This is a genomic window from Bordetella pseudohinzii (assembly GCF_000657795.2).
Classification (GTDB): domain Bacteria; phylum Pseudomonadota; class Gammaproteobacteria; order Burkholderiales; family Burkholderiaceae_B; genus Bordetella; species Bordetella pseudohinzii.
The window spans coordinates 164,367-188,144 of sequence record NZ_JHEP02000001.1 but is presented as its reverse complement, the minus strand read 5'-3'; the positions used below and the strand labels follow the sequence as shown (position 1 = coordinate 188,144).

Annotated in this window: 23 protein-coding genes and 1 pseudogene; 10 read left to right on the top strand and 14 right to left on the bottom strand. The window is 70.0% G+C overall.

Going from position 1 to position 23,778, the window contains the following annotated elements:
- Nucleotides 1–48: 48 nt before the first annotated feature.
- The 3 genes from L540_RS00865 to L540_RS00855 are packed head-to-tail and all read right to left on the bottom strand — an operon-like array spanning nucleotide 49 to nucleotide 2,287.
- Nucleotides 49–396 carry a GFA family protein gene (locus tag L540_RS00865; protein WP_043209298.1) on the bottom strand — a complete coding sequence of 116 codons (348 nt, stop codon included), beginning with the start codon at nucleotides 394–396 and terminating at the stop codon, nucleotides 49–51.
- Nucleotides 393–1,829 (bottom strand): MFS transporter, encoded by a 1,437-nt coding sequence (locus L540_RS00860; protein WP_043209296.1) that lies wholly within the window; start codon nucleotides 1,827–1,829, stop codon nucleotides 393–395. Before L540_RS00860 ends, L540_RS00865 begins: the two co-directional genes overlap by 4 nt.
- 38 nt (nucleotides 1,830–1,867) lie before the next feature.
- Nucleotides 1,868–2,287: a VOC family protein gene (locus L540_RS00855; protein ID WP_043209449.1), complete on the bottom strand. Its 420-nt coding sequence runs from the start codon at nucleotides 2,285–2,287 to the stop codon at nucleotides 1,868–1,870.
- A 182-nt stretch (nucleotides 2,288–2,469) separates the two neighbouring features.
- On the opposite strand from L540_RS00855, the gene L540_RS00850 reads away from it, so the two are divergent.
- The gene (locus L540_RS00850) at nucleotides 2,470–3,081 is read left to right on the top strand and encodes an LON peptidase substrate-binding domain-containing protein (RefSeq protein WP_043209295.1); all 612 of its coding nucleotides are present in this window, start codon (nucleotides 2,470–2,472) and stop codon (nucleotides 3,079–3,081) included.
- A 19-nt stretch (nucleotides 3,082–3,100) separates the two neighbouring features.
- Nucleotides 3,101–3,940 carry a ParB N-terminal domain-containing protein gene (locus tag L540_RS00845; RefSeq protein ID WP_043209292.1) on the top strand — a complete coding sequence of 280 codons (840 nt, stop codon included), beginning with the start codon at nucleotides 3,101–3,103 and terminating at the stop codon, nucleotides 3,938–3,940.
- 6 nt (nucleotides 3,941–3,946) lie between these two features.
- Here L540_RS00845 and L540_RS00840 read toward each other — a convergent pair whose 3' ends face one another.
- From L540_RS00840 to L540_RS00830, 3 genes are all read right to left on the bottom strand, one after another.
- Nucleotides 3,947–4,282, bottom strand: coding sequence for an I78 family peptidase inhibitor (locus L540_RS00840; protein ID WP_043209289.1), 336 nt, complete (start codon nucleotides 4,280–4,282; stop codon nucleotides 3,947–3,949).
- A gap of 69 nt (nucleotides 4,283–4,351) precedes the next feature.
- Nucleotides 4,352–5,473, bottom strand: coding sequence for a 3-deoxy-7-phosphoheptulonate synthase (locus L540_RS00835; RefSeq protein WP_043209287.1), 1,122 nt, complete (start codon nucleotides 5,471–5,473; stop codon nucleotides 4,352–4,354).
- Between the two features lie 93 nt (nucleotides 5,474–5,566).
- Nucleotides 5,567–6,199 carry a LysE family translocator gene (locus L540_RS00830; protein WP_043209286.1) on the bottom strand — a complete coding sequence of 211 codons (633 nt, stop codon included), beginning with the start codon at nucleotides 6,197–6,199 and terminating at the stop codon, nucleotides 5,567–5,569.
- 87 nt (nucleotides 6,200–6,286) lie between these two features.
- On the opposite strand from L540_RS00830, the gene L540_RS00825 reads away from it, so the two are divergent.
- Together L540_RS00825 and L540_RS00820 are read left to right on the top strand one after the other, a co-directional pair.
- Complete coding sequence (locus L540_RS00825) at nucleotides 6,287–7,090, top strand: DUF72 domain-containing protein (protein WP_043209283.1); 804 nt, start codon at nucleotides 6,287–6,289, stop codon at nucleotides 7,088–7,090.
- A complete protein-coding gene (locus L540_RS00820) occupies nucleotides 7,087–7,593 on the top strand; it encodes an O-acetyl-ADP-ribose deacetylase (RefSeq protein WP_043209280.1) in 507 nt (168 codons plus the stop codon). Before L540_RS00825 ends, L540_RS00820 begins: the two co-directional genes overlap by 4 nt.
- A gap of 7 nt (nucleotides 7,594–7,600) precedes the next feature.
- Here the strand turns inward: L540_RS00820 and gorA are convergent, their stop codons facing one another.
- Nucleotides 7,601–8,959 carry a glutathione-disulfide reductase gene (gene gorA, locus L540_RS00815; RefSeq protein WP_043209278.1) on the bottom strand — a complete coding sequence of 453 codons (1,359 nt, stop codon included), beginning with the start codon at nucleotides 8,957–8,959 and terminating at the stop codon, nucleotides 7,601–7,603.
- 128 nt (nucleotides 8,960–9,087) lie between these two features.
- Here gorA and L540_RS00810 point away from each other — a divergent pair, with 128 nt between their 5' ends.
- Nucleotides 9,088–9,384, top strand: a complete 297-nt coding sequence (locus tag L540_RS00810; RefSeq protein WP_043209277.1) for a hypothetical protein — start codon at nucleotides 9,088–9,090, stop codon at nucleotides 9,382–9,384.
- Here the strand turns inward: L540_RS00810 and pdxR are convergent.
- Nucleotides 9,381–10,844, bottom strand: a complete 1,464-nt coding sequence (gene pdxR / locus L540_RS00805; protein ID WP_043209274.1) for a MocR-like pyridoxine biosynthesis transcription factor PdxR — start codon at nucleotides 10,842–10,844, stop codon at nucleotides 9,381–9,383. The two genes, L540_RS00810 and pdxR, sit on opposite strands and share 4 nt — an antisense overlap.
- Before the next feature lie 101 nt (nucleotides 10,845–10,945).
- Between pdxR and L540_RS00800 the strand changes: the two are divergent.
- Nucleotides 10,946–11,644 (top strand): annotated as a pseudogene (locus L540_RS00800) (GNAT family N-acetyltransferase); the annotation flags it as partial.
- A gap of 24 nt (nucleotides 11,645–11,668) precedes the next feature.
- Here L540_RS00800 and L540_RS00795 read toward each other — a convergent pair.
- From L540_RS00795 to L540_RS00785, 3 genes are read right to left on the bottom strand one after another with little or no spacing between them, the layout of a single operon-like run.
- A complete protein-coding gene (locus L540_RS00795) occupies nucleotides 11,669–12,598 on the bottom strand; it encodes a DMT family transporter (protein WP_043209271.1) in 930 nt (309 codons plus the stop codon).
- Nucleotides 12,595–12,930 carry a thioredoxin family protein gene (locus L540_RS00790; RefSeq protein WP_029580679.1) on the bottom strand — a complete coding sequence of 112 codons (336 nt, stop codon included), beginning with the start codon at nucleotides 12,928–12,930 and terminating at the stop codon, nucleotides 12,595–12,597. The genes L540_RS00795 and L540_RS00790 overlap by 4 nt, the downstream gene beginning before the upstream one ends.
- 4 nt (nucleotides 12,931–12,934) lie before the next feature.
- Nucleotides 12,935–14,194, bottom strand: coding sequence for a Zn-dependent hydrolase (locus L540_RS00785; RefSeq protein WP_043209269.1), 1,260 nt, complete (start codon nucleotides 14,192–14,194; stop codon nucleotides 12,935–12,937).
- 285 nt (nucleotides 14,195–14,479) lie between these two features.
- Here L540_RS00785 and L540_RS00780 point away from each other — a divergent pair, with 285 nt between their 5' ends.
- The 4 genes from L540_RS00780 (at nucleotide 14,480) to L540_RS00765 (ending at nucleotide 18,377) form a co-directional block, all read left to right on the top strand.
- Complete coding sequence (locus tag L540_RS00780; protein ID WP_043209267.1) at nucleotides 14,480–16,336, top strand: phosphoenolpyruvate carboxykinase (GTP); 1,857 nt, start codon at nucleotides 14,480–14,482, stop codon at nucleotides 16,334–16,336.
- A gap of 70 nt (nucleotides 16,337–16,406) precedes the next feature.
- A complete protein-coding gene (locus L540_RS00775; RefSeq protein ID WP_043209266.1) occupies nucleotides 16,407–17,045 on the top strand; it encodes an ABC transporter ATP-binding protein in 639 nt (212 codons plus the stop codon).
- Nucleotides 17,042–17,866: an ABC transporter permease gene (locus L540_RS00770; protein WP_048025714.1), complete on the top strand. Its 825-nt coding sequence runs from the start codon at nucleotides 17,042–17,044 to the stop codon at nucleotides 17,864–17,866. The genes L540_RS00775 and L540_RS00770 overlap by 4 nt, the downstream gene beginning before the upstream one ends.
- Nucleotides 17,856–18,377, top strand: coding sequence for a DNA-deoxyinosine glycosylase (locus tag L540_RS00765; protein ID WP_043209265.1), 522 nt, complete (start codon nucleotides 17,856–17,858; stop codon nucleotides 18,375–18,377). The genes L540_RS00770 and L540_RS00765 overlap by 11 nt, the downstream gene beginning before the upstream one ends.
- 50 nt (nucleotides 18,378–18,427) lie before the next feature.
- Here the strand turns inward: L540_RS00765 and L540_RS00760 are convergent, their stop codons facing one another.
- The 3 genes from L540_RS00760 to imuA are packed head-to-tail and all read right to left on the bottom strand — an operon-like array spanning nucleotide 18,428 to nucleotide 23,689.
- The gene (locus L540_RS00760; RefSeq protein WP_043209262.1) at nucleotides 18,428–21,589 is read right to left on the bottom strand and encodes an error-prone DNA polymerase; all 3,162 of its coding nucleotides are present in this window, start codon (nucleotides 21,587–21,589) and stop codon (nucleotides 18,428–18,430) included.
- An 8-nt stretch (nucleotides 21,590–21,597) separates the two neighbouring features.
- Nucleotides 21,598–23,049 carry a Y-family DNA polymerase gene (locus L540_RS00755; RefSeq protein WP_043209261.1) on the bottom strand — a complete coding sequence of 484 codons (1,452 nt, stop codon included), beginning with the start codon at nucleotides 23,047–23,049 and terminating at the stop codon, nucleotides 21,598–21,600.
- Nucleotides 22,982–23,689 carry a translesion DNA synthesis-associated protein ImuA gene (gene imuA, locus L540_RS00750; RefSeq protein WP_043209259.1) on the bottom strand — a complete coding sequence of 236 codons (708 nt, stop codon included), beginning with the start codon at nucleotides 23,687–23,689 and terminating at the stop codon, nucleotides 22,982–22,984. Before imuA ends, L540_RS00755 begins: the two co-directional genes overlap by 68 nt.
- Nucleotides 23,690–23,778: the final 89 nt, after the last annotated feature.

Genomic DNA, 23,778 nt, shown 5'->3' with positions numbered 1-23,778 from the left:
GTCACGCGCCGGACGAGGTTTTCAGACCAATCCTGGCGCCTATGGCGATCATCGCGCGCGGCCGTCGTAGTGCTTGACCTCGATGGCGTCCAGGTCGATGTCTTCCAGGCAGCGGATATTGACGGCGGCCATCTCCTTGCCCGAAGGGTCCTGGGCCCAGGCGAAGGGATGGATGCCGCAACGCGGGCAGAACTGGTGCGCGATCCGATGGCTGTTGAAGGTATAGGCGGACAGGGGCGTGTCGGGGGTTTCCAGGCGCAGCGCCTCGCGCGGCATGAACCACAGCAGCGAGCCCTTGCGCTGGCAGATGGAGCAATTACAGGCCAGCGCGGGCCCGAACTCGCCTTCGAAGGCGAAGCGCACGTCGCCGCAATGGCAACTGCCGTGGTAGTTCATGAGGGATCTCCCAAGGGGGCGGCGGCGTGGCGGCCGCGGCGCAGGAATACGACGGCGGCCAGCGCGGCCAGGCCGGCGCTGACCGCGCCGGCGGCGAAAGATAGGGCGTAGCCCGAGGTCAGCGCGGCCAGCGGCTGGGCGCCGGCGGCCAATTGGCGGGCGCTGTGGCCGCCGGCCAGGCTGGCCAGCACCGCCAGGCCCAGCGCGCCGCCCATCATGAAGGCCGTGTTGACCACGCCCGAGGCCAGGCCGGCGTCGGCGGGATCGACATCGCTCATGGCCGCCAGCAGGATGGGGTTGAGCGCGATGCCGGCGCCCACGCCCAGGGCGATCATGCCGGGCAGCACGTCGAGCATGAAGCTGCCGTCGACCGGCGCGCGGGCGAACCAGGCCAGGCCCAGCGCGGCCAGGGCCAGGCCGGCGGCCAGGGGCGGGCGGATCCCGAAACGCATGACCAGCCGGGCCGAGCCGCCCAGCGAAAAGGCGGCCATGATGAGATTGGCCGGCAGGAAGGCCAGCCCCACCTGCATGGGCGTGTAGCCGAGCACGGCCTGCATATAGAGGGCCGACAGAAAGAACCAGGCGAACATGGAGGCGGCCCAGAGCACGCCCACGCCATTGGCGGTGGCGACATTGCGCAGCGCGAACAGCGACAGCGGCATCAGCGGCGAGCCGGCGCGCGCCTCGATGCGCAGAAAGGCCGCCATCAGCGCGGCCGCCAGCAGGAGCAGGGTGAGGGACTGCGCCGACAGCCAGCCCGCCTCGTTGGCATTGACCACGGCGTAGACGGCCAGCATGAGCGATAGCGTGACCGTGACGGCGCCGGCCACGTCCAGCGCGCCCGAGGGCCGCTGTCCGCCGCCCGCCGGCAGCAGCCACAGGCAGAGGAGAAAGACGATGAGCCCCAGCGGCAGGTTGACCAGGAAGATCCAGTGCCAGCTCAGGGTGCTGGTGAGCAGGCCGCCCAGCAGCACGCCCAGGCTGCCGCCGCCAGCGCAGACAAAGCCGTAGACGCCCATGGCGCGGGCGCGGTCGGCTGCCTCGGTGAACAGGGTCATGATGAGCGATAGCGCGACGGCCGACACCACGGCGCCGCCCAGCCCCTGGGCGGCGCGCGCGGCCACCAGGGCGGCCTGCCCCTGGGCCAGGCCGCAGGCGGCCGAGGCCAGCGTGAACAGGGTCAGCCCGGCCAGGAAGACGCGGCGGTGGCCCAGCAGGTCGCCCAGCCGTCCGCCCAAGAGCAGAAAGCCGCCGAAGGTCAGCATATAGGCGTTGATCACCCAGACCAGGCTGGCTTCGGTGAAGCCCAGGTCCGCCTTGATCGAGGGCAGGGCGACGTTGACGATGGTGGTGTCCAGCACGATCATGAGCACGCCCAGGCACAAGACCATGAGCGCCCACCAGCGCTGGCGCCCGGTGAGGGAAGGTGGCATGGAGGTCAGCCAAAAAAGGGCGCGGGCGCCCGTGGGATTCAGGTCTTCTTCATGGCGCCGTTGATCAGCCAGGAGGTGCCGAACTGGTCGATCACCATCCCGAAGGACTCGGCCCAGAAGGTGGGCTGCATGTCCATGATCACATTGCCGTTTTCCGAGAGCAGGCGGAAGACGCGCTGCGCGTCGGAGACCGTGGGGTAGGTCAGGGCCAGCGACACGCCTTTCTTGCCCTCATAGGGCTGACAGCTGCCGGCGTCCGAGGCCATGATGGCCTGCCCGTCCAGCGTCAGGCGGGCATGCATGATGCGTTCGCTGTCCTGGGGATCGCGGGGCACTTCGGGCGGAGCGTCGGCAAAGCGGATCATCGCTTCGAGCTTGCCGCCCAGGGCGTGCTCGTAAAAGCGCATGGCCTGGGCGCAATCGCCGTCGAAGGTCAGGTAAGCGGAAATCTCGGGCATGATCGTCTCCTGGAGGATGCCGCCTGGCATGTTAGTCCTAAAAACTAACTAAATCATCTTTTTTTGCTGTTGCTGTTTTTGCCCAGGCCGCGCAACGATGATAAGTCCGGGCCCGCGGCAAGGATGTTTCACTGTGTCGCCAGCGGTGCCCGGGCGGCAGGGTTTCATGCCAAGATAAGCGCATGTCCCGCATCCCCTTGTTTCCCCTGACCAATGCCCTGTTTCCCGATGGGGTCCTGCGCCTGAGGGTGTTCGAGATCCGCTACCTGGACATGATCAAGCGCTGCCTGGCCGAGGGCCAGCCTTTTGGCGTGGTGATCCTGCTGGCCGGGCAGGAGGTGCGCACGCCCGACGGCATGGAGGTGTTGGCGCCGGTGGGCACCCTGGCCCACATCGAGCATTGGCAGCAGCCCATGCCCGCGCTGTACGAGTTGCGCTGCCGGGGCGGCGAGCGCTTCCAGCTGGCCGGCTGCGAGCGCGGCCGCTACGGCTTGTGGACGGGGCAGGCGCAGGCCATCGCCGCCGACCCGGTCGAGCCGGTGCCCGAGACGCTGCGCGAGGCCGTGGGCGCATTGGGCCGCCTGATCGCCGGCCTGCAGCGCCAGGGCCACGACGACGCCGACATGCCGGTGGCGCCGCCCTATCGCCTGGACGAGGCCGGCTGGGTGGCCGACCGCTGGTGCGAGCTGCTGCCGCTGGCGCCGGCCGACAAGGCCAGGCTGCTGGCCCTGCGCGACCCCGTGGCGCGGCTGCGCGAAGTGGCCGGCGACCTGGCCGCGCGCGGCCTGCTGTAGGGCGGGCGCGCAAGCGGTTATGCTTCGCGCCATGGATATCGAGATCAATGAAGAACTGCGGGCCTATATCGACCCGCTCACGCCGGATGAGTACAGCGCGCTGGAGCGCAGCCTCCTGGCCGAAGGCTGCCGCGATGCGTTGGTGCTCTGGGGCAAGGTGCTGGTCGACGGGCACAATCGCTACGAAATCTGCCGCAAGCACGGCATTGCATTCCGCACGCTGCAAAACGAGCGTTTCCAGTCCATGGACGACGTGCGCTTGTGGATGATAGACAACCACCTCGGGCGGCGCAGCGTATCGGACTACCAGCGAGGCGTGCTGGCGCTGCGCAAGAAACAGATCCTGCAGGCGCGCGAGCCGGCCATCCAGGAAGAGACCGCGCCGGCCGCGCCCTTGCCTAGCCGCCAGGATCTGGCGCGCGAAGCCCGCGTGAGCAGCAACACCCTGGCGCAGATCGAGCGCATCGAACAGCGCGCCGTGCCGGATCTGGTGCGGGCGGTGCGCGCGGGGGATATTTCCATCAATGCGGCGGCGGCCGTGGCCAGCCTGCCCGAGGAACGCCAGCAGCAGGCCGCCCAGGGCGGCAGGCAGAATCTGCGCGAGGCGGCGCGCCAGGCCCGCATGGAGCTGCAGGCGGCCCGCTACGAGGCCAGGCTGCGCAAAGAGGCCGAAGCCCCGCCCGAGGCGGCGGGCGGCGCCGCGCCGCCCTGGGAGAGCCCGGCCATCGAGGACTATCCGGCCGAGGTGGCACGCCTGAACGGCCTCATCCAGCGCCTGACCGAAGAGCGCGATGCGCTGAAGAAAAAAGTCATGCACCTGACGGTGGCGCTGGCCGAGGCCCGCCGCCCGCCAGGCTGAAGGCGATCAGCCGCAGCGGATCGCGCTGATCTTGCCCTGGCCGTCGACGATGACGTTCACGCGGGCCGGGTTGTACTCCAGCGTCATGACCTGGCCGGGCTTGAGCACTCGCACCGAGTCCGAGCCCGTGCGGCCGCGCACATCGGCGCCCACGGACTCACTGAAAGCCTGGCCGACCAGGTTCTGCGCGGGCTGGGCATCGCAGCTCTTGCCGCTGGGCAGCATGGAGCCGCTGGGGCTGGCCGGCGCGGACGAAGACGACGCGGCGCGCTGGTTGGCGGCGCAGCCGGCCAGGCCGGCCAGGCCAGCCGCGAGGATGAAGGTCAGCAGTTTCCGGTTCATGAATACTCCTGTGACGGGAAGCGGACGGAGCGTCCATGATAGTTGAGAGCGCGCCAACCCGCAGCGGTCCTAGCGGCGCGCGCGGCGTTCGCGCACGGCGCGCGCCAGATCGGCCAGCACCGGCTCGGTCTGCGTCCAGCCCAGGCAGGCGTCGGTGATGGACACGCCATGGGCCAGGGGCACGCCGGGCTTGAGGTCCTGGCGTCCGGGCTGCAGATTGCTTTCTATCATCAGGCCGCTGATGCGCGTCTCGCCGCCGGCGATACGCAGGGCGATGTCGCGCGCCACGTCCACCTGGCGCTCATGCGATTTGTTGGAGTTGGCGTGCGAGCAGTCGATCATGACCTGTTCGCGCAGGCCGGCCTTGCGCAGCGCCTCGCAACAGGCCTGCACGCTGGCCGGATCGTAGTTGGGGCCATTCTTGCCGCCGCGCAGGATGACGTGGGTGTCGGCATTGCCGCGCGTCTCGAAAATGGCGGCCACGCCCATCTTGGTCATGCCCATGAAGGCATGGCTGGCGCTGGCGGCCACCATGGCGTCGGCGGCGATCTGCACGCCGCCGTCGGTGCCGTTCTTGAAGCCCAGCGGGCAGCTCAGGCCGGAGGCCAGCTGGCGGTGGCTGGGGCTCTCGGTGGTGCGCGCGCCAATGGCGCCCCAGGCGATCAGGTCGGCGATGAATTGCGGGCTGAGCAGGTCCAGGAACTCGGTGGCGATGGGCAGGCCCAGGCTGGAGATCTCCAGCAGCAGCGAGCGGGCGCGCCGCAGGCCTTCATTGATGCGGAAGCTGCCGTCCAGGCGCGGGTCATTGATGAAGCCCTTCCAGCCGACGGTGGTGCGCGGCTTCTCGAAGTAGACGCGCATGACGACGAGCAGGTCGTCCTTGAGGGCCTCCGCGGCGGTCTTGAGCTGCCGCGCGTATTCCATGGCCTGGCCATGGTCGTGGATGGAACAGGGGCCCACCACCACGATGAGACGGTCGTCGCGGCCGTGCAGCACGTCGGCGATCTCGGCGCGGCGGGACTCGACCAGGTCCTGGACGGCGGCCGGCGTGGGCAGTTCGTCCAGCAGCAGGGCCGGGGAAATCAGCGGACGCACCGCGCCAATGCGGGTGCCGTCGATGCGGGTCGTGTCTTGGGTGGAGTCGGCCTGGCCGGCTTCCCGGTCATGCAGAGCGTCGTCAATGCGGGTCAAAGCGGTTCTCCGTGCGCGCAGGCGTTGGGCAGACCGCCATTATCGCACTTCGGCCGGCCAGGCGGCCGAGGGCATGGGGCGTTTCGCGGGGAGTCAGCGGCGGGCTTCGAGCGCCATGCGCAGCGCCAGCGCGCCCAGCACGGAGCCCATCAGGATGCGCTGCGCGGCCATCCAGCGCGGACGCTGCATCAGGAAGACGGCGATGCTGCCGGCCATGACGGTGATCAGCGCGTTGACCGTGATGCTGATGCCGACCTGAGTGAACCCCAGCGCCAGCGACTGGGCCAGCACATGGCCGCGCTCGGGATCGATGAATTGCGGCAGTAGCGACAGATAGAGCACGGCGATCTTGGGATTGAGCAGGCTGGTGAGCAGGCCCATGGAAAACAGGCGCCGGGGCGAGCTGGGCGGCAGGGCGCGGACCTCGAACGGGGAGCGGCCGCCCGGACGCAGCGCCTGCCAGGCCAGATAGGCCAGGTAGACGGCGCCGCCAAAGCACAGGGCTTCATAGGCATAGGGCACGGCCATCAGCAGGGCGGTGATGCCCAGGGCCGCGCAGAGCACGAAGAACACCAGCCCCAGGGCCACGCCGCATAGCGAGATCAGGCCGGCCCGCACGCCTTGCGACAGCGAGCGGGAGACCAGGTAGACCATATTGGGGCCGGGTGTGAGGACCATGCCCAGGCAGACGAGGGCAAAACCGAGGAGATGGCTGAGATCGGGCATGAGGGCCGCCAGGGGGAGTGTTACGCGAGATTACATCAGGCGCGGCCATGACCGCTACCATAGTGCTCACCTGACGGGAGCGCGCGCATGACTTCTATCCGTGCCGGCATCGGCGGCTGGACCTATCCCCCCTGGCGGGACGGCGTGTTCTATCCGCCCGGCCTGCCGCATGCCCGCGAGTTGCATCATGCCTCGCGCCAGTTGAGCGCCATCGAGGTCAATGGCACTTTCTACGGCAGCCAGAAGCCGGCCACCTTCGCGGCCTGGGCGGCCGAGGTGCCGGAGGGCTTCAAGCTGGCCCTCAAGGCGCCGCGTTATGCGACGCATCGCAGCGCGCTGCGCCAGGGCGCCGATTCGGTCAGGCGCTTTCTGGAAAGCGGCATCGACCGCCTGGGCGACAAGCTGGGGCCCTTGCTGTGGCAACTGCCCGACACCAAGGTCTTCGATCATGACGATGTGCGGGCCTTTCTGGGCCTGCTGCCGGCGCGGCTGGAGGGGCGGACCCTGCGCCATGTCCTCGATGTGCGCCATCCCAGCTTCGACTGCGAAGACTATCTGCGCCTGGCGCGCGAGCATGGGGTGGCGACCGTGCTGACCGACAGCCCCAAGTTCGTGTCGATCACCGACAGCACTTGCGCCGACCTGATCTACGTGCGCCTGATGGCCGCCGACGCCGGCATCGCCCATGGCTACGCGCCGGCCGTGCTCGACGCCTGGGCGCGCTGCGCGCGGCAATGGGCCGCGGGGCACAGCCCCGATCTGCCGCGGCGCCTGCCCGACATCGGCGTCGGCACGCCGCGCGAGGTCTATGTTTTTTTCATCAATGGGCACAAGCCGCTGGCGCCGGCGGCGGCCATGGACTTCCTGCGCCGCATCGGAGAGCCCGCGTGAACCTCGAAGTCGAACTGGCCGACATCACCACCCTGTCGGTCGACGCCATTGTCAACGCGGCCAACCGCAGCCTGCTGGGCGGCGGCGGCGTGGACGGCGCCATCCACCGGGCTGCCGGGCCGGGCCTGCTGCAGGCCTGCCGCGCGCTGGGCGGCTGCCCCACGGGCGAAGCCAGGATCACGCCGGGCTTTGCGCTGCCGGCGCGTTTCGTGATCCATGCCGTGGGGCCGGTCTGGCGCGGCGGCGGCCATGGCGAGGCGGCCCTGCTGGCCGCCTGCTACCGGCGCTCGATCGAGCTGGCGGCGGCGCAGGCGCTGCACAGCATCGCCTTTCCGTGCATCAGCACCGGCGTCTACGGCTATCCGCTGGAGCTTGCCGCGCCGGTCGCCCTGGACGCGGTCCGCCAGACCCTGCGCGCCGCGCCCGGCATCGGGCGCGTCATCTTCTGCTGCTATTCGGCGGGCGACGCGGCGGTCTACGAGGCCTTGCTCGCCCGCGATTGAGCGGCGCTCAGTCGGCCACCGGCGTGCGCATGGTGACGAATTCTTCGGCCGCCGTGGGGTGGATGCCGATGGTTTCGTCGAAGATGCGCTTGGTGGCGCCGGCTTTCAGGGCCACGGCCAGCCCCTGGATGATCTCGCCGGCCTCCGGGCCCACCATGTGGCAGCCCAGCACGCGGTCCGTGTCGGCGTCGACCACCAGCTTCATCAGCGTGCGCTCCTGCGCATCGGTGAGCGTCAGCTTCATGGGGCGGAAGCGGCTCTCGAAGCGCTTGACGCGGTGGCCGCGCTTGAGGGCTTCTTCGGTGCTCAGGCCCACGGTGCCGATATTGGGCAGGCTGAAGACCGCGGTCGGGATCAGGTCATAGTCGACCGGGCGGTATTCCTCGGGGCGGAACAGGCGGCGGGCGATGGCCATGCCCTCGGCCAGCGCCACGGGCGTGAGCGGCACGCGGCCGATCACATCGCCCAGGGCGAGGATGGACGGCTCGGCCGTCTGGAACAGCTCATCGACCGCGATATAGCCTTGCTCATTGAGCTTGACGGCGGTGTTCTCCAGGCCCAGGTTGTCCAGCATGGCGCGGCGGCCGGTGGCGTAGAAGACGCAGTCGGTCTCCAGCACCGAGCCGTCGAGCAGGGTGGCGGCCAGCGTGCCGTCGGGCAGCTTGTCGATGCGCGCGATGTCGGTGTTAAAGCGCAGCGTCATGCCTTTTTTCTGCAGCTCGTCGCGCAGGTGTTCGCGCACGCTCTGGTCAAAGCCGCGCAGGAAGAGGTCGCGCCGGTAGGCCAGCGTGGTGTCGGCGCCCAGGCCGTTGAAGATGGAGGCGAATTCGACCGCGATATAGCCGCCGCCCACCACCAGCACGCGGCGCGGCAATTGCTTCAGGAAGAAGGCCTCGTTGGAGGTGATGGCGAGTTCCTTGCCCGGGATGTCCGGCACGAAGGGCCAGCCGCCGGTGGCGATCAGCAGGCGCTCGGCCGTATGGCGCTTGCCGTTGATCTCGACCGTATGCGGGTCCACGATGCGGGCGTGGCCCTCGTGCAGCGTCACGCCGCTGTTGACCAGCAGATTGCGGTAGATGCCGTTCAGGCGTTCGATTTCGCGGTTTTTGTTCTGGATCAGCGTATGCCAGTCAAAGCCGGGATGGCCGGGCGTCCAGCCAAAGCCGGCGGCTTGCTCGAAGTCTTCGCTGAAGTGCGCGCCATAGACCAGCAGCTTCTTGGGCACGCATCCCACATTGACACAGGTGCCGCCCAGGTAGCGGCTTTCGGCGACCGCCACGCGGGCGCCGAAACCTGCCGCGAAACGGGCTGCGCGAACACCGCCCGAGCCCGCGCCGATGACATACAGGTCAAAATCGAAAGCCATGAGTATCCTTGTTGCAAGGCCGGCAGCGCCGGCGACCATCGCTATTAAACCGCGTTCCGGCGTTTCTCCAAACCAAGCCCCGCCGGCCAAATCGGATATAACCATGCAAAGTGGACAGCTGAGGCGTCATGCAGGCAGAGACGGGTTTTTTCAGTAGCGCGGGAGCGGCCGTGGGCCAGGGCATCAAATGGGTGTCCGACGCCCTGCACTGGCTATTTGGCGGCTTTTTCGGCGCCCTGGGCGATTTTTTCAGCGGGATGGCGGCCTCCCTGGGCATGAGCCCGAACGTGATGAATTTCGCGCTGCTGCTGATCGGCCTGATGATGCTGTGGGCCGGCATCAAGGCCTTTGCGCGGCGCTCCATCCTGAGCGGGATTTTCTGGCTGGTGCTCACCGCGCTCTTGCTGGGCGCCCTGATCGGCTAGGCCGGCGCCGCCCGCCTGGCCTGGCGGGTGAGCTGCGCCAGGCGCCGCGCGAGCGGATCGAACAGCTCCGCCGCCGTATTGCCATAGCCCAGCACCAGGCCGTTTTCCGGCGCGGCCAGCGCAAAGCCGGACAGCGGCTGGGGCTGCATGCCGTGGGACAGGGCGTCCATGGCAATGCGCTTGTCGTCATGCTTGGCGGGCAGGCGCAAGGTCAGGTGCAGGCCGCATTGGCCGCCCTCGACGGTGTGCGCGACGTCCAGGTGGCGCGCGAGGGCCGCGCGCAGCGCCTGCTGGCGCTCGCGGTACAGCCGCCGCATGCGTCCCAGGTGGCGGCTGAACTCTCCGCTTTCAATGAAATCAGCCAGGGCCAGCTGCTCATGGCGGTGGCCGCCGCGCAGCAGCTCGGCCACCGCCACGCGGGTGGCCTCGACCAGCCGCTCGGGCAGCACCACGAAGCCGATGCGCAACGACGGGAACATGGTCTTGCTGAAGCTGCCGATATAGAGCACCGGCGCCTGCGGGGCCATGCCCTGCATGGCGGCGATGGGTTCGCCGTGATGGCGGAATTCGCTGTCGTAATCGTCTTCGATGATCCACGATTGGTGCCGGCGCGCCTGGGCGATCAGGTCCAGGCGCCGCGCGGCCGGCATGACGCCGCCCGTGGGGTATTGGTGCGAGGGTGTCACGTAGACCAGGCGCGGCGGGCCCTCGGCCCAGTCCCGCGCCTGCAGGCGCAGGCCCTCGACATCCACGGGCTTGGGGCGCACGTCCAGGTCGCCGGCGAAGAAGGCGGTCTTGGCGCCGCGGTAGCCGGGGTCTTCGACCCAGGCGATGTCGCCCGGATCGGCCAGCAGGCGCACGCACAGCGCCAGCGCCTCCTGGGTGCCTTCGGTGATGACGACCTGCCCGGGCAGGCAGTGCACGCCGCGCGCCACGCCCAGATAGCGGGCGATGCTGGCGCGCAGTTCCGGCTCGCCCGCCGGCTCGCCATAGGACAGGCTGTCCGCGCCGCCGCGCCGCATGGCGCGGTCCAGGGCCCGGCGCCAGGCTGCGGCCGGGAAGTGCGACAGCGCCGGCTGGCCGGGGCGCAGCGCCAGATAGCTGCCCGTGCCGTGCGGGGTGCGCACCAGCCGCGTCAGGCGCCGCGCCACGCGCGCCGGTTCCTGGGCGGCCAGGTCGGTCCCGGCCTTGCGCTGCCGCGTCAGCGGCGCGACCCGCGTGCCCTGGCGGTCGGCCAGCACATAGCCTTCGGCGGCCAGGTGCTCATAGGCGATGGAGACGGTGTTGCGCGAAATCGACAGCGCCTCGGCCAAGCCGCGCGAGGCCGGCAGCCGGGTGCCCGGCGCCAGGCGGCCTTCGAGGATGGCCGTCTTCAGGCGTTGCAGCAATTGGCGCTGCAGCGGCATGCCGCCCGGCGACAGGGGCGCATCCAGCAGGACGAGGCGGGTGGGGTCTTCCATGGCGTGGCACTAACAAAATACTTTGTTCTGGTGCTTTCTATGATGCCACGGATTCCCCTAGAGTCAGACATGTTTACTAACCTTGTTGCGCGGAGACTCACATGGCCTTGCTGAACCCCTATGACCAGCCCATCGGCGAACCCCTGCCGGATTGGACGCCGCGCCCGCGCCCGCCGCGCACGCCGGTCGAGGGCCGCTTTTGCCGCCTGGAGCCCCTGGATGCCCAGCGCCACGCCGAAGACCTGTTTGCCGCCTACCGCGCCGCGCCCGATGGGCGCGACTGGACCTATCTTTCGGTCGGGCCCTTCGAGACGGTGCAGCGCTACCGCGATTACTGCGAGCGCGCCTCGGCCAGCGAAGACCCCCTGCATTTCGCCGTCATCGACCGCGCCAGCGGCCGGGCCGTGGGCACCTTGTCGCTCATGCGCATCGACCCGCCCAATGGCGTGATCGAAGTCGGCAATGTGACCTTCTCGCCCTTGCTCAAGCGCACGCCGATTTCCACGGAGGCGCAGTTCCTCCTGATGCGGCGGGTCTTCGACGAGCTGGGCTACCGGCGCTATGAATGGAAGTGCGACAGCCTGAACGCGCCGTCGCGCCAGGCGGCCGCGCGCCTGGGCTTCCAGTTCGAGGGGATTTTCCGCCAGGCCGTGGTCTACAAGGGCCGCTCGCGCGATACGGCCTGGTTTTCCATCATCGACGGCGAATGGCCGGCCCTGCGCGCGGGCTTCGAGCAGTGGCTGGCGCCGGAGAATTTCGACGCCCAGGGCCGCCAGCGGGTCCGCCTGCAAGCCCTGCGCGGCCAGGCCGCTTGAGGAGCCGGGCTAACAGGCCTGGCGGCGCGCCCACCAGGCCTGCAGCATGCCGGCGGCGCTCACCAGGGTGATGCCCGCCAGCACCAGCGCGGCGCCCGCGGCGAAATGGCCGTCGAGCGGCTCGTCCAGCAAGGCCACGCCCAGGCCGACGCCGAACAGCGGCGTCAGGAAGGACAGCACCGACAGCCGCGTGGCCAGATAGCGGCGCAGCAGCCAGAACCACACCAGATAGCTGAACAGCGCCACCGCCACGCACTGGAAAGCCAGGCTATAGAGGGCCGGCGCCGTCCACACGGGCGAGGCGCCGCCCATCAGGCCGTGCAGCAGCGGCAGCGCCAGGGCGGCGCAGGCCATCTGGTAGAACAGGGTCTTGGCGGCCGGAGCCTCCGACAGCCGGCTGGCGCGGATGCCCACGGTGGTCAGGCCCCAGGCCGCGCCAGCCAGCAGCCCCAGGACATCGCCCAGCAGCATATTGGGCGCGGCGGCGGTGGGCGCGGGCTTGCCCAGGAAGGCCGTCGCGATGCCCGCGAACGCCAGGACCACGCCGGCCCACTGCAGGGGCTTGAGCCGTTCGCCGGGCACGCGCGCGTGCAGGCCCAGGGCGGCGAAGATGGGCGCGGTATAGAGAAACACCGCCATGTGCGAGGCCGTGGTGTAGTGCAGCCCCAGGGCCACGAAGACGAACTCCAGGGCGAACAGCAGGCCCACGCCCAGGCCGGCGCGGGCGCTGCCGTCGCGCCAGAAGCGCAGGCCTTCGGCACGCAGCAGCACCAGGCCCAGCACCACGGCGGCAAAGGCCGAGCGCAGGCCGATCTGCAATAGCGGCGCGACGTCCTGGGCCACGAGCTTGATGGCGATCTGCTGCATGGCCCAGCACAGGCACAGCACCAGCATGGTGCCGGTGGCGAAGCCGTCCAGCGGCCGGCGGGCCGGCGTCATGGCAATTCGGCCGGGTGGTTGTCCAGGGCCTGGGCGATCTGCTGGCGCAGGTCCCAGTCGGCCAGCTGGGCGCTGATCGGGCCGTAATAGGCGCCGTCGCGCACCACGTGGATGGCCGGCAGGTGAAAGACCTCATAGCGTTCGACCAGCCCGCCGTTGCGTCCGGCGTCGATCCAGAAAATGCGTTCGGCCGGCAGTTCGAACGCCGGCAGGCGCTGGCGCGCGATGCGGCAATTCGGGCAGGTCAGGCTATGGAAGACCACCAGCGAGAGGCCGGGGGCGTCGAGCAGGCTGCGGTCGGCGGTGCTGTCATCGATATCGATCTGGTCCATGGTCTCAGGGCAGTTTGTCCAGTTCGAGCAGGGTCTGGTAGAGCACGCGCGTGCCGTCGAGCAGCTGCCCGGGCGTGATCCATTCTTCGGGGCAATGGCTGCGGCCATCCAGGCAGGGGATGAAGATCATGCCCATGGGGCCGGTGGGCGCCATATACATGGCGTCGTGGCCCGCGCCGCTGGGCAGCGTCAGGGTGGCGTAGCCCAGGGCCTGGGCGGCGCCGCGCACCGCGTCCATCACCAGGGGCGTGCAGTCGGTGGGTTCGGCGCGCGACAGGGGCTCAGCCTGCACGCTCAGGCGCAGCGCCGCGAGGTCGGCCGCCACGCTTTGCAGCACGGCCGGGGTGAAGGCGTCGAGCACCTCGTGGCTGTCGCTGCGCACCTCCAGCGTCATGTCTACCCGGCCGGGCACGGCGTTGGCCGCATTGGGGGTGAGCGTCAGGTGTCCCACGGTGGCCACCACATAGTGCGGCTTGCCGGCCAGTCCGCTGGCGCGCCGATGGGCCGCGTCGATGATGCGGGCCGCGCCCACCAGGGCGTCGCGGCGGATGTCCATGGGCGTGGTGCCGGCATGGTCGGGCCGGCCCTGCACCACGATGCGCGAACGGCGGATGCCCACGATATTGCTGACCACGCCGATGGGCAGGCCGCGCGTCTCCAGCACCGGGCCTTGTTCGATATGCAGCTCCACGAAGGCGGCCGTCTCGCCCGGGCCGCGCAAGGCGCGGTCCAGCGCGGCCGGGTCGCCGCCGGCGCGGGCGATGCCCTGCGCCAGGGTTTCGCCGTCGGGGTTGCGGGCGGCCAGCATGTCCGGGGTGAGATGGCCGCTGATGGCGCGGCTGCCGACACAGGAAATGCCGTAGTCGCTGGGCTCTTCGGACAGGAAGTCGATGACCTCGAAGGCGTGATCGAGGCTCAGGCCGTGGTCTTTGAGCGTATGCGCCACCTCGATGCCCGCCAGCACGCCGATGATGCCGTCGAAGCGGCCGCCCTCAAGCACGGTGTCGCAATGCGAGCCCGTGACCAGGGGTTTTTTCGCGGCGTCGCGGCCGGCCAGGCGGCCGATCAGGTTGCCGCCGGCATCGATGCGGCAGGCCAGGCCCGCGGCCTCGAATTCCGCGCGCAGCCAGGCGCGCGCCTGATCGAACAGCGGACTGAAGGCGCGGCGTGTCCAGGGCTGGCCCGGCAGCGTCATGCGCGAGAGGGTTTCGACACGCGCCCACAGGCGCTCGGCATTCAAGGGAGGGAAAACGGCGGTGCTCATATGCGGAAAAAAAGAGGGCCCTGAGGCTGGCCGATTATGTCATAGCCGCCGCGGGCGCCGGCGCGCCAGGGCCGGGCCGCGGCCGGCCCAAACAACGGCGGAATCGGCCCGGGTAAACCCGTAGTATCCAGCGGTAAACGGATATGAAGTCGCTTGGTCGGCCCGCATTCTCCCAAGTATGATGGCCGCATTGCCCGGGGACCTGGTCTGCCGGGCCACGTTTTTTCGCGGTGCCGCCAAGGGCGCCGCGCAGCAATCCTTAGCCATATCCAGGAGATTTACCGTATGACGCAAACCGCCGAGGTCAAACTGCCGCCGCTGAATGTCCCGTCCTATGTCAAGCACGCCCGCTTGGTCGACTGGGTGCAGAGCGTAGTCGCCTTGACGCAGCCCGATCGCGTGGTTTGGTGCGACGGCTCGCAAGAGGAATACGACCGTCTGTGCGAGCAGATGGTGCAGGCCGGCACCATGCGCCGCCTGAACGCCGAGAAGCGTCCCAATTCCTATCTTGCCTGGTCCGATCCCTCCGACGTCGCCCGGGTCGAAGACCGCACCTTCATCTGTTCGGAGCGCGAGGAAGACGCCGGCCCGACCAATAACTGGGCCGCGCCCGCCGAGATGCGCGCCACCCTGCAAGGCCTGTTCGAAGGCGCCATGCGCGGCCGCACCCTCTACGTGGTGCCGTTTTCCATGGGCCCGCTGGGCTCGCCCATCGCCCATATCGGCGTCGAGCTTTCCGACAGCCCCTATGTGGTCGTGAACATGCGCATCATGACCCGCATGGGCCGCGCCGTGTGGGACGTGCTGGGCGCCGACGGCGAATTCGTGCCTTGCGTGCACAGCGTGGGCAAGCCGCTGGCCGCCGGCGAGGCCGACGTGGCCTGGCCCTGCAATCCGGTCAAATACATCGTCCATTATCCCGAGACGCGCGAGATCTGGAGCTTCGGCTCGGGCTACGGCGGCAACGCCCTGCTGGGCAAGAAGTGCTTCGCGCTGCGCATCGCCTCGACCATGGGCCGCGACGAAGGCTGGCTGGCCGAGCACATGCTGATCCTGGGCGTGACCTCGCCCAAGGGCCGCAAATACCATGTGGCCGCCGCCTTCCCCTCGGCCTGCGGCAAGACCAACTTCGCCATGCTGATCCCGCCGGCCGGCATGGACGGCTGGAAAGTCACCACCATTGGCGATGACATCGCCTGGATCAAGCCGGGCGCCGACGGCCGCCTGCGCGCCATCAACCCCGAGGCCGGTTATTTCGGCGTGGCCCCGGGCACCAGCGAGAAGACCAACTTCAATGCCATGGCCACGCTCAAGGCCAATGTCATCTTCACCAATGTGGCGCTGACCGATGACGGCGACGTGTGGTGGGAAGGCATGACCGACGTGCCGCCGGCGCACCTGATCGACTGGCAGGGCCAGGACTGGACGCCCGAGATCGCGCGCGAGACCGGCCGCAAGGCGGCCCATCCGAACGCGCGCTTCACGGCGCCCGCTTCGCAGTGCCCGTCCATCGATCCGGAATGGGAGAACCCGCAGGGCGTGGCCATCGACGCCTTCATCTTCGGCGGCCGCCGTTCGACCACGGTGCCCCTGGTGACCGAGGCCCGCGATTGGGTCGAAGGCGTCTACATGGCCGCCACCATGGGCTCGGAAACCACGGCCGCGGCCGCGGGCAAGCAGGGCGTGGTGCGCCGCGATCCCTTCGCCATGCTGCCGTTCTGCGGCTACAACATGGCCGACTACTTCAACCACTGGCTCACCGTGGGCCAACGGCTGTCCGATGCCGGCGCCAAGCTGCCGCGCATCTACTGCGTGAACTGGTTCCGCAAGGGTCCGGACGGCAAGTTCGTCTGGCCGGGCTTTGGCGAGAACATGCGCGTGCTGAAGTGGATGCTGGGCCGCCTGGACGGCGAGGCGGGCGGCCAGGAGCAGGTCTTCGGCATTTCGCCCGCCTATGGCGACATCGACTGGACCGGCCTGGAGTTCACGCCCGACCAGTTCCAGCAGGTGATCTCGGTGGACGCGCCGGCCTGGCGCGAAGAGCTGGGCCTGCATGGCGAGCTGTTCGCGCAGCTGGCCCGCGGCCTGCCGCCGGCGCTGTCGCGGACCAAGTCGGAAATCGAGCGCCGCCTGGCGGCCTGAGCCCCGGCTGGCCGGATGCGGGGCAGGGCGGCATAATGCCCTCCATGTCCCGCATCACCGCTTTCCTGCCATGAGCGTTTCGTCCTTGCCGCCCAAGGGCGGCTACCTCTGTCTGCGCGGCGTGGCGCCGGCCGGCTTCGTGCCGGCCGACCTGGACCTGGCGCGCGGCGAGTGCATCTCCATCATGGGCGCCTCGGGCGCCGGCAAATCCCTTTTCCTGCGCCAGGTCGCCGACCTGGATCCCGGGCTGGGCGACATCTGGCTCGACGGCGCGGCGCGCGCCAGCATGCCGGGGCCGGCCTGGCGCCGTCTCGTGCGTTATTGCCAGGCCGAAGCCGGCTGGTGGGACGACGCCGTGGCGCCGCATTTCGCGCCCGGGCCGGGCATGGATGCCGCGGCCCTGGAGGGCTTGTTCGAGGCGCTGGGCCTGCGCCAGGACATCCTGCAGGCGCAGGTCAACGAGCTGTCCACCGGCGAGCGGCAACGCCTGGGCCTGGCGCGCGCCTTGCGCGACCGGCCGCCCGTCATCCTGCTCGATGAGCCCACGGCCTCGCTGGACGAGGCCGCCACCGAGCGCGTCGAAGACCTGATCCTGCGCTCGCTGGCCGGCGGCATGACGGCCATGGTGGTCACGCACAACCCCGCCCAGGCCCAGCGCCTGGCCAGCCGGCATTATCTGCTGCGCAACCACCGACTGGAGCCGCAATGAACAGCCTGACCCAGCCCGCCGTGCAGGGCGTGCTCACGCTGCAAGCCAGCGACCTGGCCATCGCCGCCTCGCTGGTGGCCTTGAGCGCCCTGATTTCCCTGGGCCTGCGGCTGCGCATGGAGCGCAGCATCCTCTGGGCGGCCGCGCGCACCGTGGTGCAGCTGCTGCTGGTCGGCCATATCCTGCGCGTGGTCTTCGCCAACGCCGCGCCCTGGCTTACCACGATCGTGGTATTGATCATGATGGGGCTGGCCGCGCGCGAGGTCGCGGCCCGGCCCGCCGAACGCCTGAGCGCGGCGGGCAATCTGCGCATCGGCGCGCTGGCCGTGGTCAGCACCACGGCGGTCACCGCGCTCTTCATTCTCAGCACCGCGCTGCGGCCCGATCCCTGGTATGACCCGCGGTATCTGATTTCGCTGGTCGGCATCGTGCTGGGCAGCGTGCTCAATGCCGGCAGCCTGGCGCTGGACAATATGCTGGTCGGCGTGCGCCGCGAACGCGCCGCCATCGAGGCCCGCATCGCCCTGGGCGCCACGCCCAGGCAGGCCTTCTCGATGCTGATGCGCGAATCCGTGCGGCGCGGCCTGGTGCCTTCGATCAACCAGATGGCGGCGGCCGGCATCATCACGCTGCCCGGCATCATGACGGGCCAGATCATCGCCGGCATGGATCCCGTCGAGGCCGTCAAGTACCAGATCCTCATTCTCTTCCTGCTGTGCGGCGCCAGCGGCCTGGCGGCCATCGGCGTGTCCTGGGCGGCGCTGCACCGCCTGAGCGACGGACGCGGCCGCCTGCGCCTGGACCGCCTGCATGCGCGCTGAGGCCGCCTCGCCGCGTGTGCAGGGCTTTGCGCCGGCGGCCCGCGCCGATGCGCGCATCCTCATCCTGGGCACCATGCCGGGCGCGGTCTCGCTGGCGCGGGGCGAGTACTACGCCCATGCGCGCAATGCCTTCTGGCGCATCGCCCAGGCCTTGTTCGGGGTGGACGCCGCCGCGCCCTACCACGCCCGCCTGCGGGCCTTGCAGGAGGCGGGCGTGGCCCTGTGGGACGTGCTGGCCGCCTGCGAGCGGCCCGGCAGCCTGGACGCGGCCATCGTCGCGGCCAGCGCCGTGCCCAATGACTTCGCCGGCTTCCTGGCCCGCCATCCCAGGCTCGAAGTCATCGGCCTGAACGGCGCCAAGGCCGCCCAGCTCTACCGCCGCCACGTCGGCCCCATGCTGGCCGGCCGCGACAGCCGCCTGCGCGTGCTGGCCCTGCCTTCGACCAGCCCCGCGCATGCGGCGCAGGGGTTTGAGGAGAAGCTGCAAGCCTGGCGGGCGGTGTTGGGCTAGGCGGTGTCGGCCATGCGTGGTCGATAGGGCAGGTGTCAGGCACCGTGAGGTCAATGAAAATTCCGGCTCTGCGTTTGCAGGCCGTCTTCGTCGAGCTGCTGCAATAGGGCGGACAGGTCGACCAGGCGCTGCGCGACGAGGTTGCGGACGTTGTCGATGTTCTGCCAGGTGCCGTAGACGCCGAGCAGGACGGCGCCGAGCAGTTCGCGGCGCTGGCGTTCGATGAGTTCATTGCGGACCACCACATTGACCGGGCCGGTTTCGTCTTCGATGGTGACGAAGATGGTGCCTTTGGCGGTCTGGGGGCGCTGGCGCACGGTGACGATGCCGCAGGCGCGCGCCAGGCGGCGGTCCGGATAGGTGTTGAGGACCTTGGCCGGTTCGAAGCGGCGGGCGGCCAGCTGGGCGCGCAGCAGCGAGACCGGATGGCGATTCAGGGTCAGGCCGGTGCTGTCGTAGTCGGCCACGATGGTCTGGCCTTCGGTGGGGGCGGGCAGCAGGGGGCGTTCGGTTTCGTGGATGGGCGCATCGCGCAGCAGGTCGCGGCTGTGCACGCCGGCGGCGGACTGCCAGCGGGCCTGGCGGCGATGTCCGGCCAGCGGGCGCAGGGCGTCGGCGGCCGCCAGGGCGTCGAGCTCCTGGCGGGTCAGGCCGGCGCGGCGCCCGAGGTCGGCGATGTCGGCATAGGGCTGTTGCTGGCGGGCGGCCTCGATGCGCAGCCCGGCGGCTTCCTTGAGGCCCTTGATCTGGTTCAGGCCCAGGCGCACGGCCGGGCGGGCCTGGCCGGGCAGGGCTTCGAACGAGGCTTCCCAGCGGCTCTGGGTGATGTCGACCGGCAGCACCCTCACGCCGTGGCGGCGGGCGTCCTGCACCAATTGCGCGGGGGCGTAAAAGCCCATGGGCTGGGAATTCAGCAGCGCGGCCAGAAAGGCTTCGGGCTCATGGCATTTGAGCCAGGCGCTGGCATAGGCCAGCTGGGCGAAGCTGGCGGCATGGCTTTCCGGAAAGCCATATTCGCCAAACCCTTCGATCTGGCGGAACAGCGCCTCGGCGAACTCCAGGCTGTATTGGTTCTTGAGCAGGCCGTTGATGAGTTTCTGGCGGAATTTATCGACCCCGCCCTTGCGCCGCCACGCCGCCATGGAGCGCCGCAACTGGTCGGCCTCGCCCGGCGTGAAGCCGGCGGCGGCCACGGCGATCTGCATGACCTGCTCCTGGAAGATGGGCACGCCCTTGGTGCGTTCGAGCACGTCTTCGACGGCCTTGCCGGGATAGATGACGTCTTCCTTGCCCTGGCGGCGGCGCAGATAGGGATGGACCATGCCGCCCTGGATGGGTCCGGGGCGCACGATGGCCACCTGCACCACCAGGTCGTAGTAGCAGCGCGGCCGCAGGCGCGGCAGCATGCTCATCTGCGCGCGCGATTCGATCTGGAAGGTGCCCACGGTATCGGCGCGGCAGATCATGTCATAGGTGGGCGTGTCGCCCTGCGGGATCTGGTGCAGCGCCAGCGGGGCGCCGCGCCGCCGGCCGGCCATCTCCAGCGCGCGCCGCAGCATGGACAGCATGCCCAGCGCCAGCACATCGACCTTCAGCAGGTTGAGGGCGTCGAGATCGTCCTTGTCCCATTGCACCACGCTGCGGCCTTCCATGGCGGCGTTTTCGATCGGCACCAGCCGCGAGAGCTTGCCGCGCGAGATGACGAAACCGCCCGGATGCTGCGACAGATGGCGGGGAAAACCGATCAGGGTTTCGGCCAGGATGGCCCATTGCCGGGCCAGGCGCGAGCCCGGGTCCAGCCCGCACTGGCCCAGGGTGCGCAGCATTTCTTTTTTGCCGTCCCACCATTGATGGGCGCGCGCCACGGCGTCGATGATGGCCGGGTCCAGACCGAGCGCGCGGCCGGTGTCGCGCAGCACGCTGCGCGGCCGGTAGGTGATGACCACCGCCGTCAGCGCGGCGCGCGGGCGGCCGTATTTGCCATAGATGTACTGGATGACTTCTTCGCGGCGCTGGTGTTCGAAATCCACATCGATGTCGGGCGGCTCATTGCGCTCCTTGCTGAGGAAGCGCTCGAACAGCGCATTGCCGTTGCTGGGGTCCACGGCCGTGATGCCCAGGCAGTAGCAGACCGCCGAGTTGGCCGCCGAGCCGCGCCCCTGGCAGAGAATGCCCTGACTGCGCGCATAGCGCACGATGTCATGCACGGTCAGGAAATAGGCTTCGTATTGCAGCTCGGCGATGAGCGCGAGCTCTTTCTCGATGAGCCCGCGCACCGATTCGGGAATCCCGCCGGGGAAGCGCCCGGCCGCGCCCTCGTAGGCGGCGTGGCGCAGATAGGAGGCGGGCGTATGGCCGGCGGGCACGATTTCGTCGGGGTATTCGTAGCGGATTTCGTCCAAGGAAAAATCGCAGCGTTGCGCGATGGCCTGGGTCTCGGCCAGGGCGGCTGCCGGATAGAGCCCGGCCAGGCGCAGGCGCGAGCGCAGGTGGCGCTCGGCATTGGCGGCCAGGTCATAACCGCATTGCGCCACGCTGCGGCCGCTGCGGATGGCGGCCAGGGTGTCGTGCACGGGCTTGCGCGAACGCACATGCATCTGCACCTGGCCGATGGCCGCCACGGGCAGGCCGGCCGATTGCGCGGCGGCCTGCACGGCGGCGCGGTGCAGGTCATCGCGCGAGCGCTGCAATTGCGACAGGCCGACCCAGGCCCGGCCCGGGAAGTGGCGCGCCAGCCATTGCGCCTGCGCGGCCATCTCGGCGGGCGGCTGGCCATAGGCGGGCGTGAGGATGGCCAGGCAGCCCGGTATGCCGCGCCCCGCCGGGTGGCCGACCAGGTCGGCGGGGCGCAGCAGATAATGGCCTTTCTCGGCGCGGCCGCGGCCCAGGGTGATGAGTTCGGCCAGATTGCCATAGCCGTCCTTGTCCTGGGCCAGCAGGACGAGTTCGATGGGCGCATGGCTGCCGTTGTCCAGCGACAGGCGGCTGCCGATGATGAGCTGCAGGTCCCGGTGCTTGGCGGCCTCGACATGGGCGCGCACCACCCCGGCCAGCGAGCACTCATCGGTGATGGCCAGCGCCGTATAGCCGAGTTTCACGGCGCGCTCGACCAGTTCTTCGGGATGCGAGGCGCCGGTCAGAAAGCTGAAATTGGATTGGCAGTCCAGCTCGGCGTAGGCGGGCAGCAGGGAGGCGAAGGTGTCGGCGGCCATGGTCTCGCCTAGGCGTACAGCCCGTGCAGGAACCAGCGTTGGCCATGCTCGCGGTACAGCCAGTAGCGGGCGCCGGCCTCGTCTTCGGCCACGAAGTAATCGCGCTGGGTCTGCGCGGCATCCCACCAGCCGCTTTCGATGCGTTCGGGGCCGCGTACCAGGCGCAGGGGCTGGCCCTGATAGACCGGGCGGTGGCCGCGCTCGCTCAGGGCGCGGGCGGGCTCGACCAGCCAGAAGGGCCGGTCCAGGGGGCCGGCGGGCTGGCTGTCGCGCGCACGGGCGCGGTGATGGGCGGGCTGCCAGTGATTGGCGACCTCGGGGCGGTGGTCGGCCTGGGGCGCGGCCTGGCGCACGGCCTCGGGCCCCAGGCGCGCGGCCAGCAGATCCAGCAGGCGGGCATGGTCGGCGGCATTGCCGCCGGGCTCGGGGAAAAGCGTGTCGCTGGCGGCCTCGGGCTCGACGGTTTCATGCGCGGACAGGGCCACGGCGATGACGGGCGCGGCCAGTTCGAGGCGGTCCAGGCGTTCGCGCAGCAGGCCCAGCAGATGGCGGCTGTGCCAGACCGGCTCGGCCATGGCCAGGGTAAGCAGCGAAGGCGGACGGGCGCGGCGGCCGCGCTCGTGTTCGAGCGTGAGCGTGATGGCGCGCACGGCGCGCCGGCAGCCATGCAGCCAGCCGCTGAGCTGTTCGGTCAGCCGCCCGGCCGCGTCCATCAGGGCATGGGTATGCTCGACGTAGTCCATGAGTTCGAGGCGGGCGGCAAAGCGCGGCGGCGGCGCGAACCAGCGATGGGCCTCGCTGGCCTGCCCGTAGGCGCGGTCCAGCGCCAGCAGCAAGGCCGGGCCGGCGCGGCGTTGCAGGCCGCCCCGCGGCAGGGCGCGCAGCTCGGCCAGGCGGCTGCAGCCCAGGCCTTGCAGCCAGGCGGCCTGGGGCTGGGTTTCGGGCAGCAGGTCCAGGGGCAGGGTGTCCAGGCGGCGCGCCAGGCTGTCCAGGCGCAAGGCGCCGGCCGCCGCGCCCCGGGCCAGCAGCCAGGCGCCCTGGGCCGTGGGCCCCATGCCCAGCCGGCCATGCAGGCCGAGCGCGGCCAGGCTGGCCCGCACGCGCCGGGCCAGGGCCCGGGGGCCGCGAAACAGCCGCAGGCTGGCGCCGACATCCAGCAGCAGGGCGTCGGGCTCGCGCAGCGCCAGTTGCGGCGTGTATTGCAGCAGGGCCAGCGCGGCCTCGTGCAGGCGGCGCGTCTCGGCCTGCGCATCGCGCGCCAGCAGCTCGGCCCCGGGCGCCAGGACCAGGGCGCTGGCGCGCCGCATGCCGATCTCCAGGCCCGCCTGGCAGGCCGCCGGCGAGAGCGCGACGATGCGCTCCTGCTCCAGGACGGCGCAGCAATGGCCGGGTTCAGGCCGCCGGGCTTGCACGCTGTCCAGAGACAGATGATGAAGATGGATGGCGATCCAGAGTCGCATGAGAAGGCAGGGCTTGGGCCGCGCGGGCGAGGGATCCGTCCAGCGGCAGGAAAATCGGGGTCTCGCACACCGGGCCGCGGCGCTTGAGAATATGGATGGACAGGCCGCCGGGCGCCGGCGCCAGCGCCAGCCGCAGCGGCGCGGGCGAGGCGCTGTGCGCGGCCTGCGCCGGGCGCAGCGCGAAGAACAGCGTGTCGCTGGCCTGGGCGGCCAGATGCAGCCGGCGCAGGGATTCGGGGCGGGCCTGGGGCAGCCAGCACAGCAGGGCCGCGCAGCTGGCGTGCTTGAGGATCTGCTCGGCGGCCCACAAGGCGTCGCCCGCCTTGGCCGGCGCCACCCACAACAGGCGCTCGGGCGCGAGCCGCCATTGCCGCCAGGCGGCGATATGCGGCGTGAAGGGCGGCTGCACCAGGGCGACCGGCCGGCCATCGCCGCGCCCGGCGATGGCCGTGGACAGGAGGCGCAGTTCGCCGCTGCCCGGGTGGGGCAGGAGCAATTCGGTCAGGCAGCCCAGGGGCCAGCCGCCTTCGGGCAGTTGCGCGGACAGCTCGGCGTGGCCCGTGGGCACCACGCGCGCGCTGGCCCGGGCCAACTGCGTGGCCCGCCAGAGCGCGGGATGGATATGTTCGGGCGACGGCATGGCCGGTGTTCCTGTATTACTGTATGAATATACAGTAAATCATACCGGAAAGCCGGCGGCCGGATAGGCACCAAAATGGTGCCAAATGG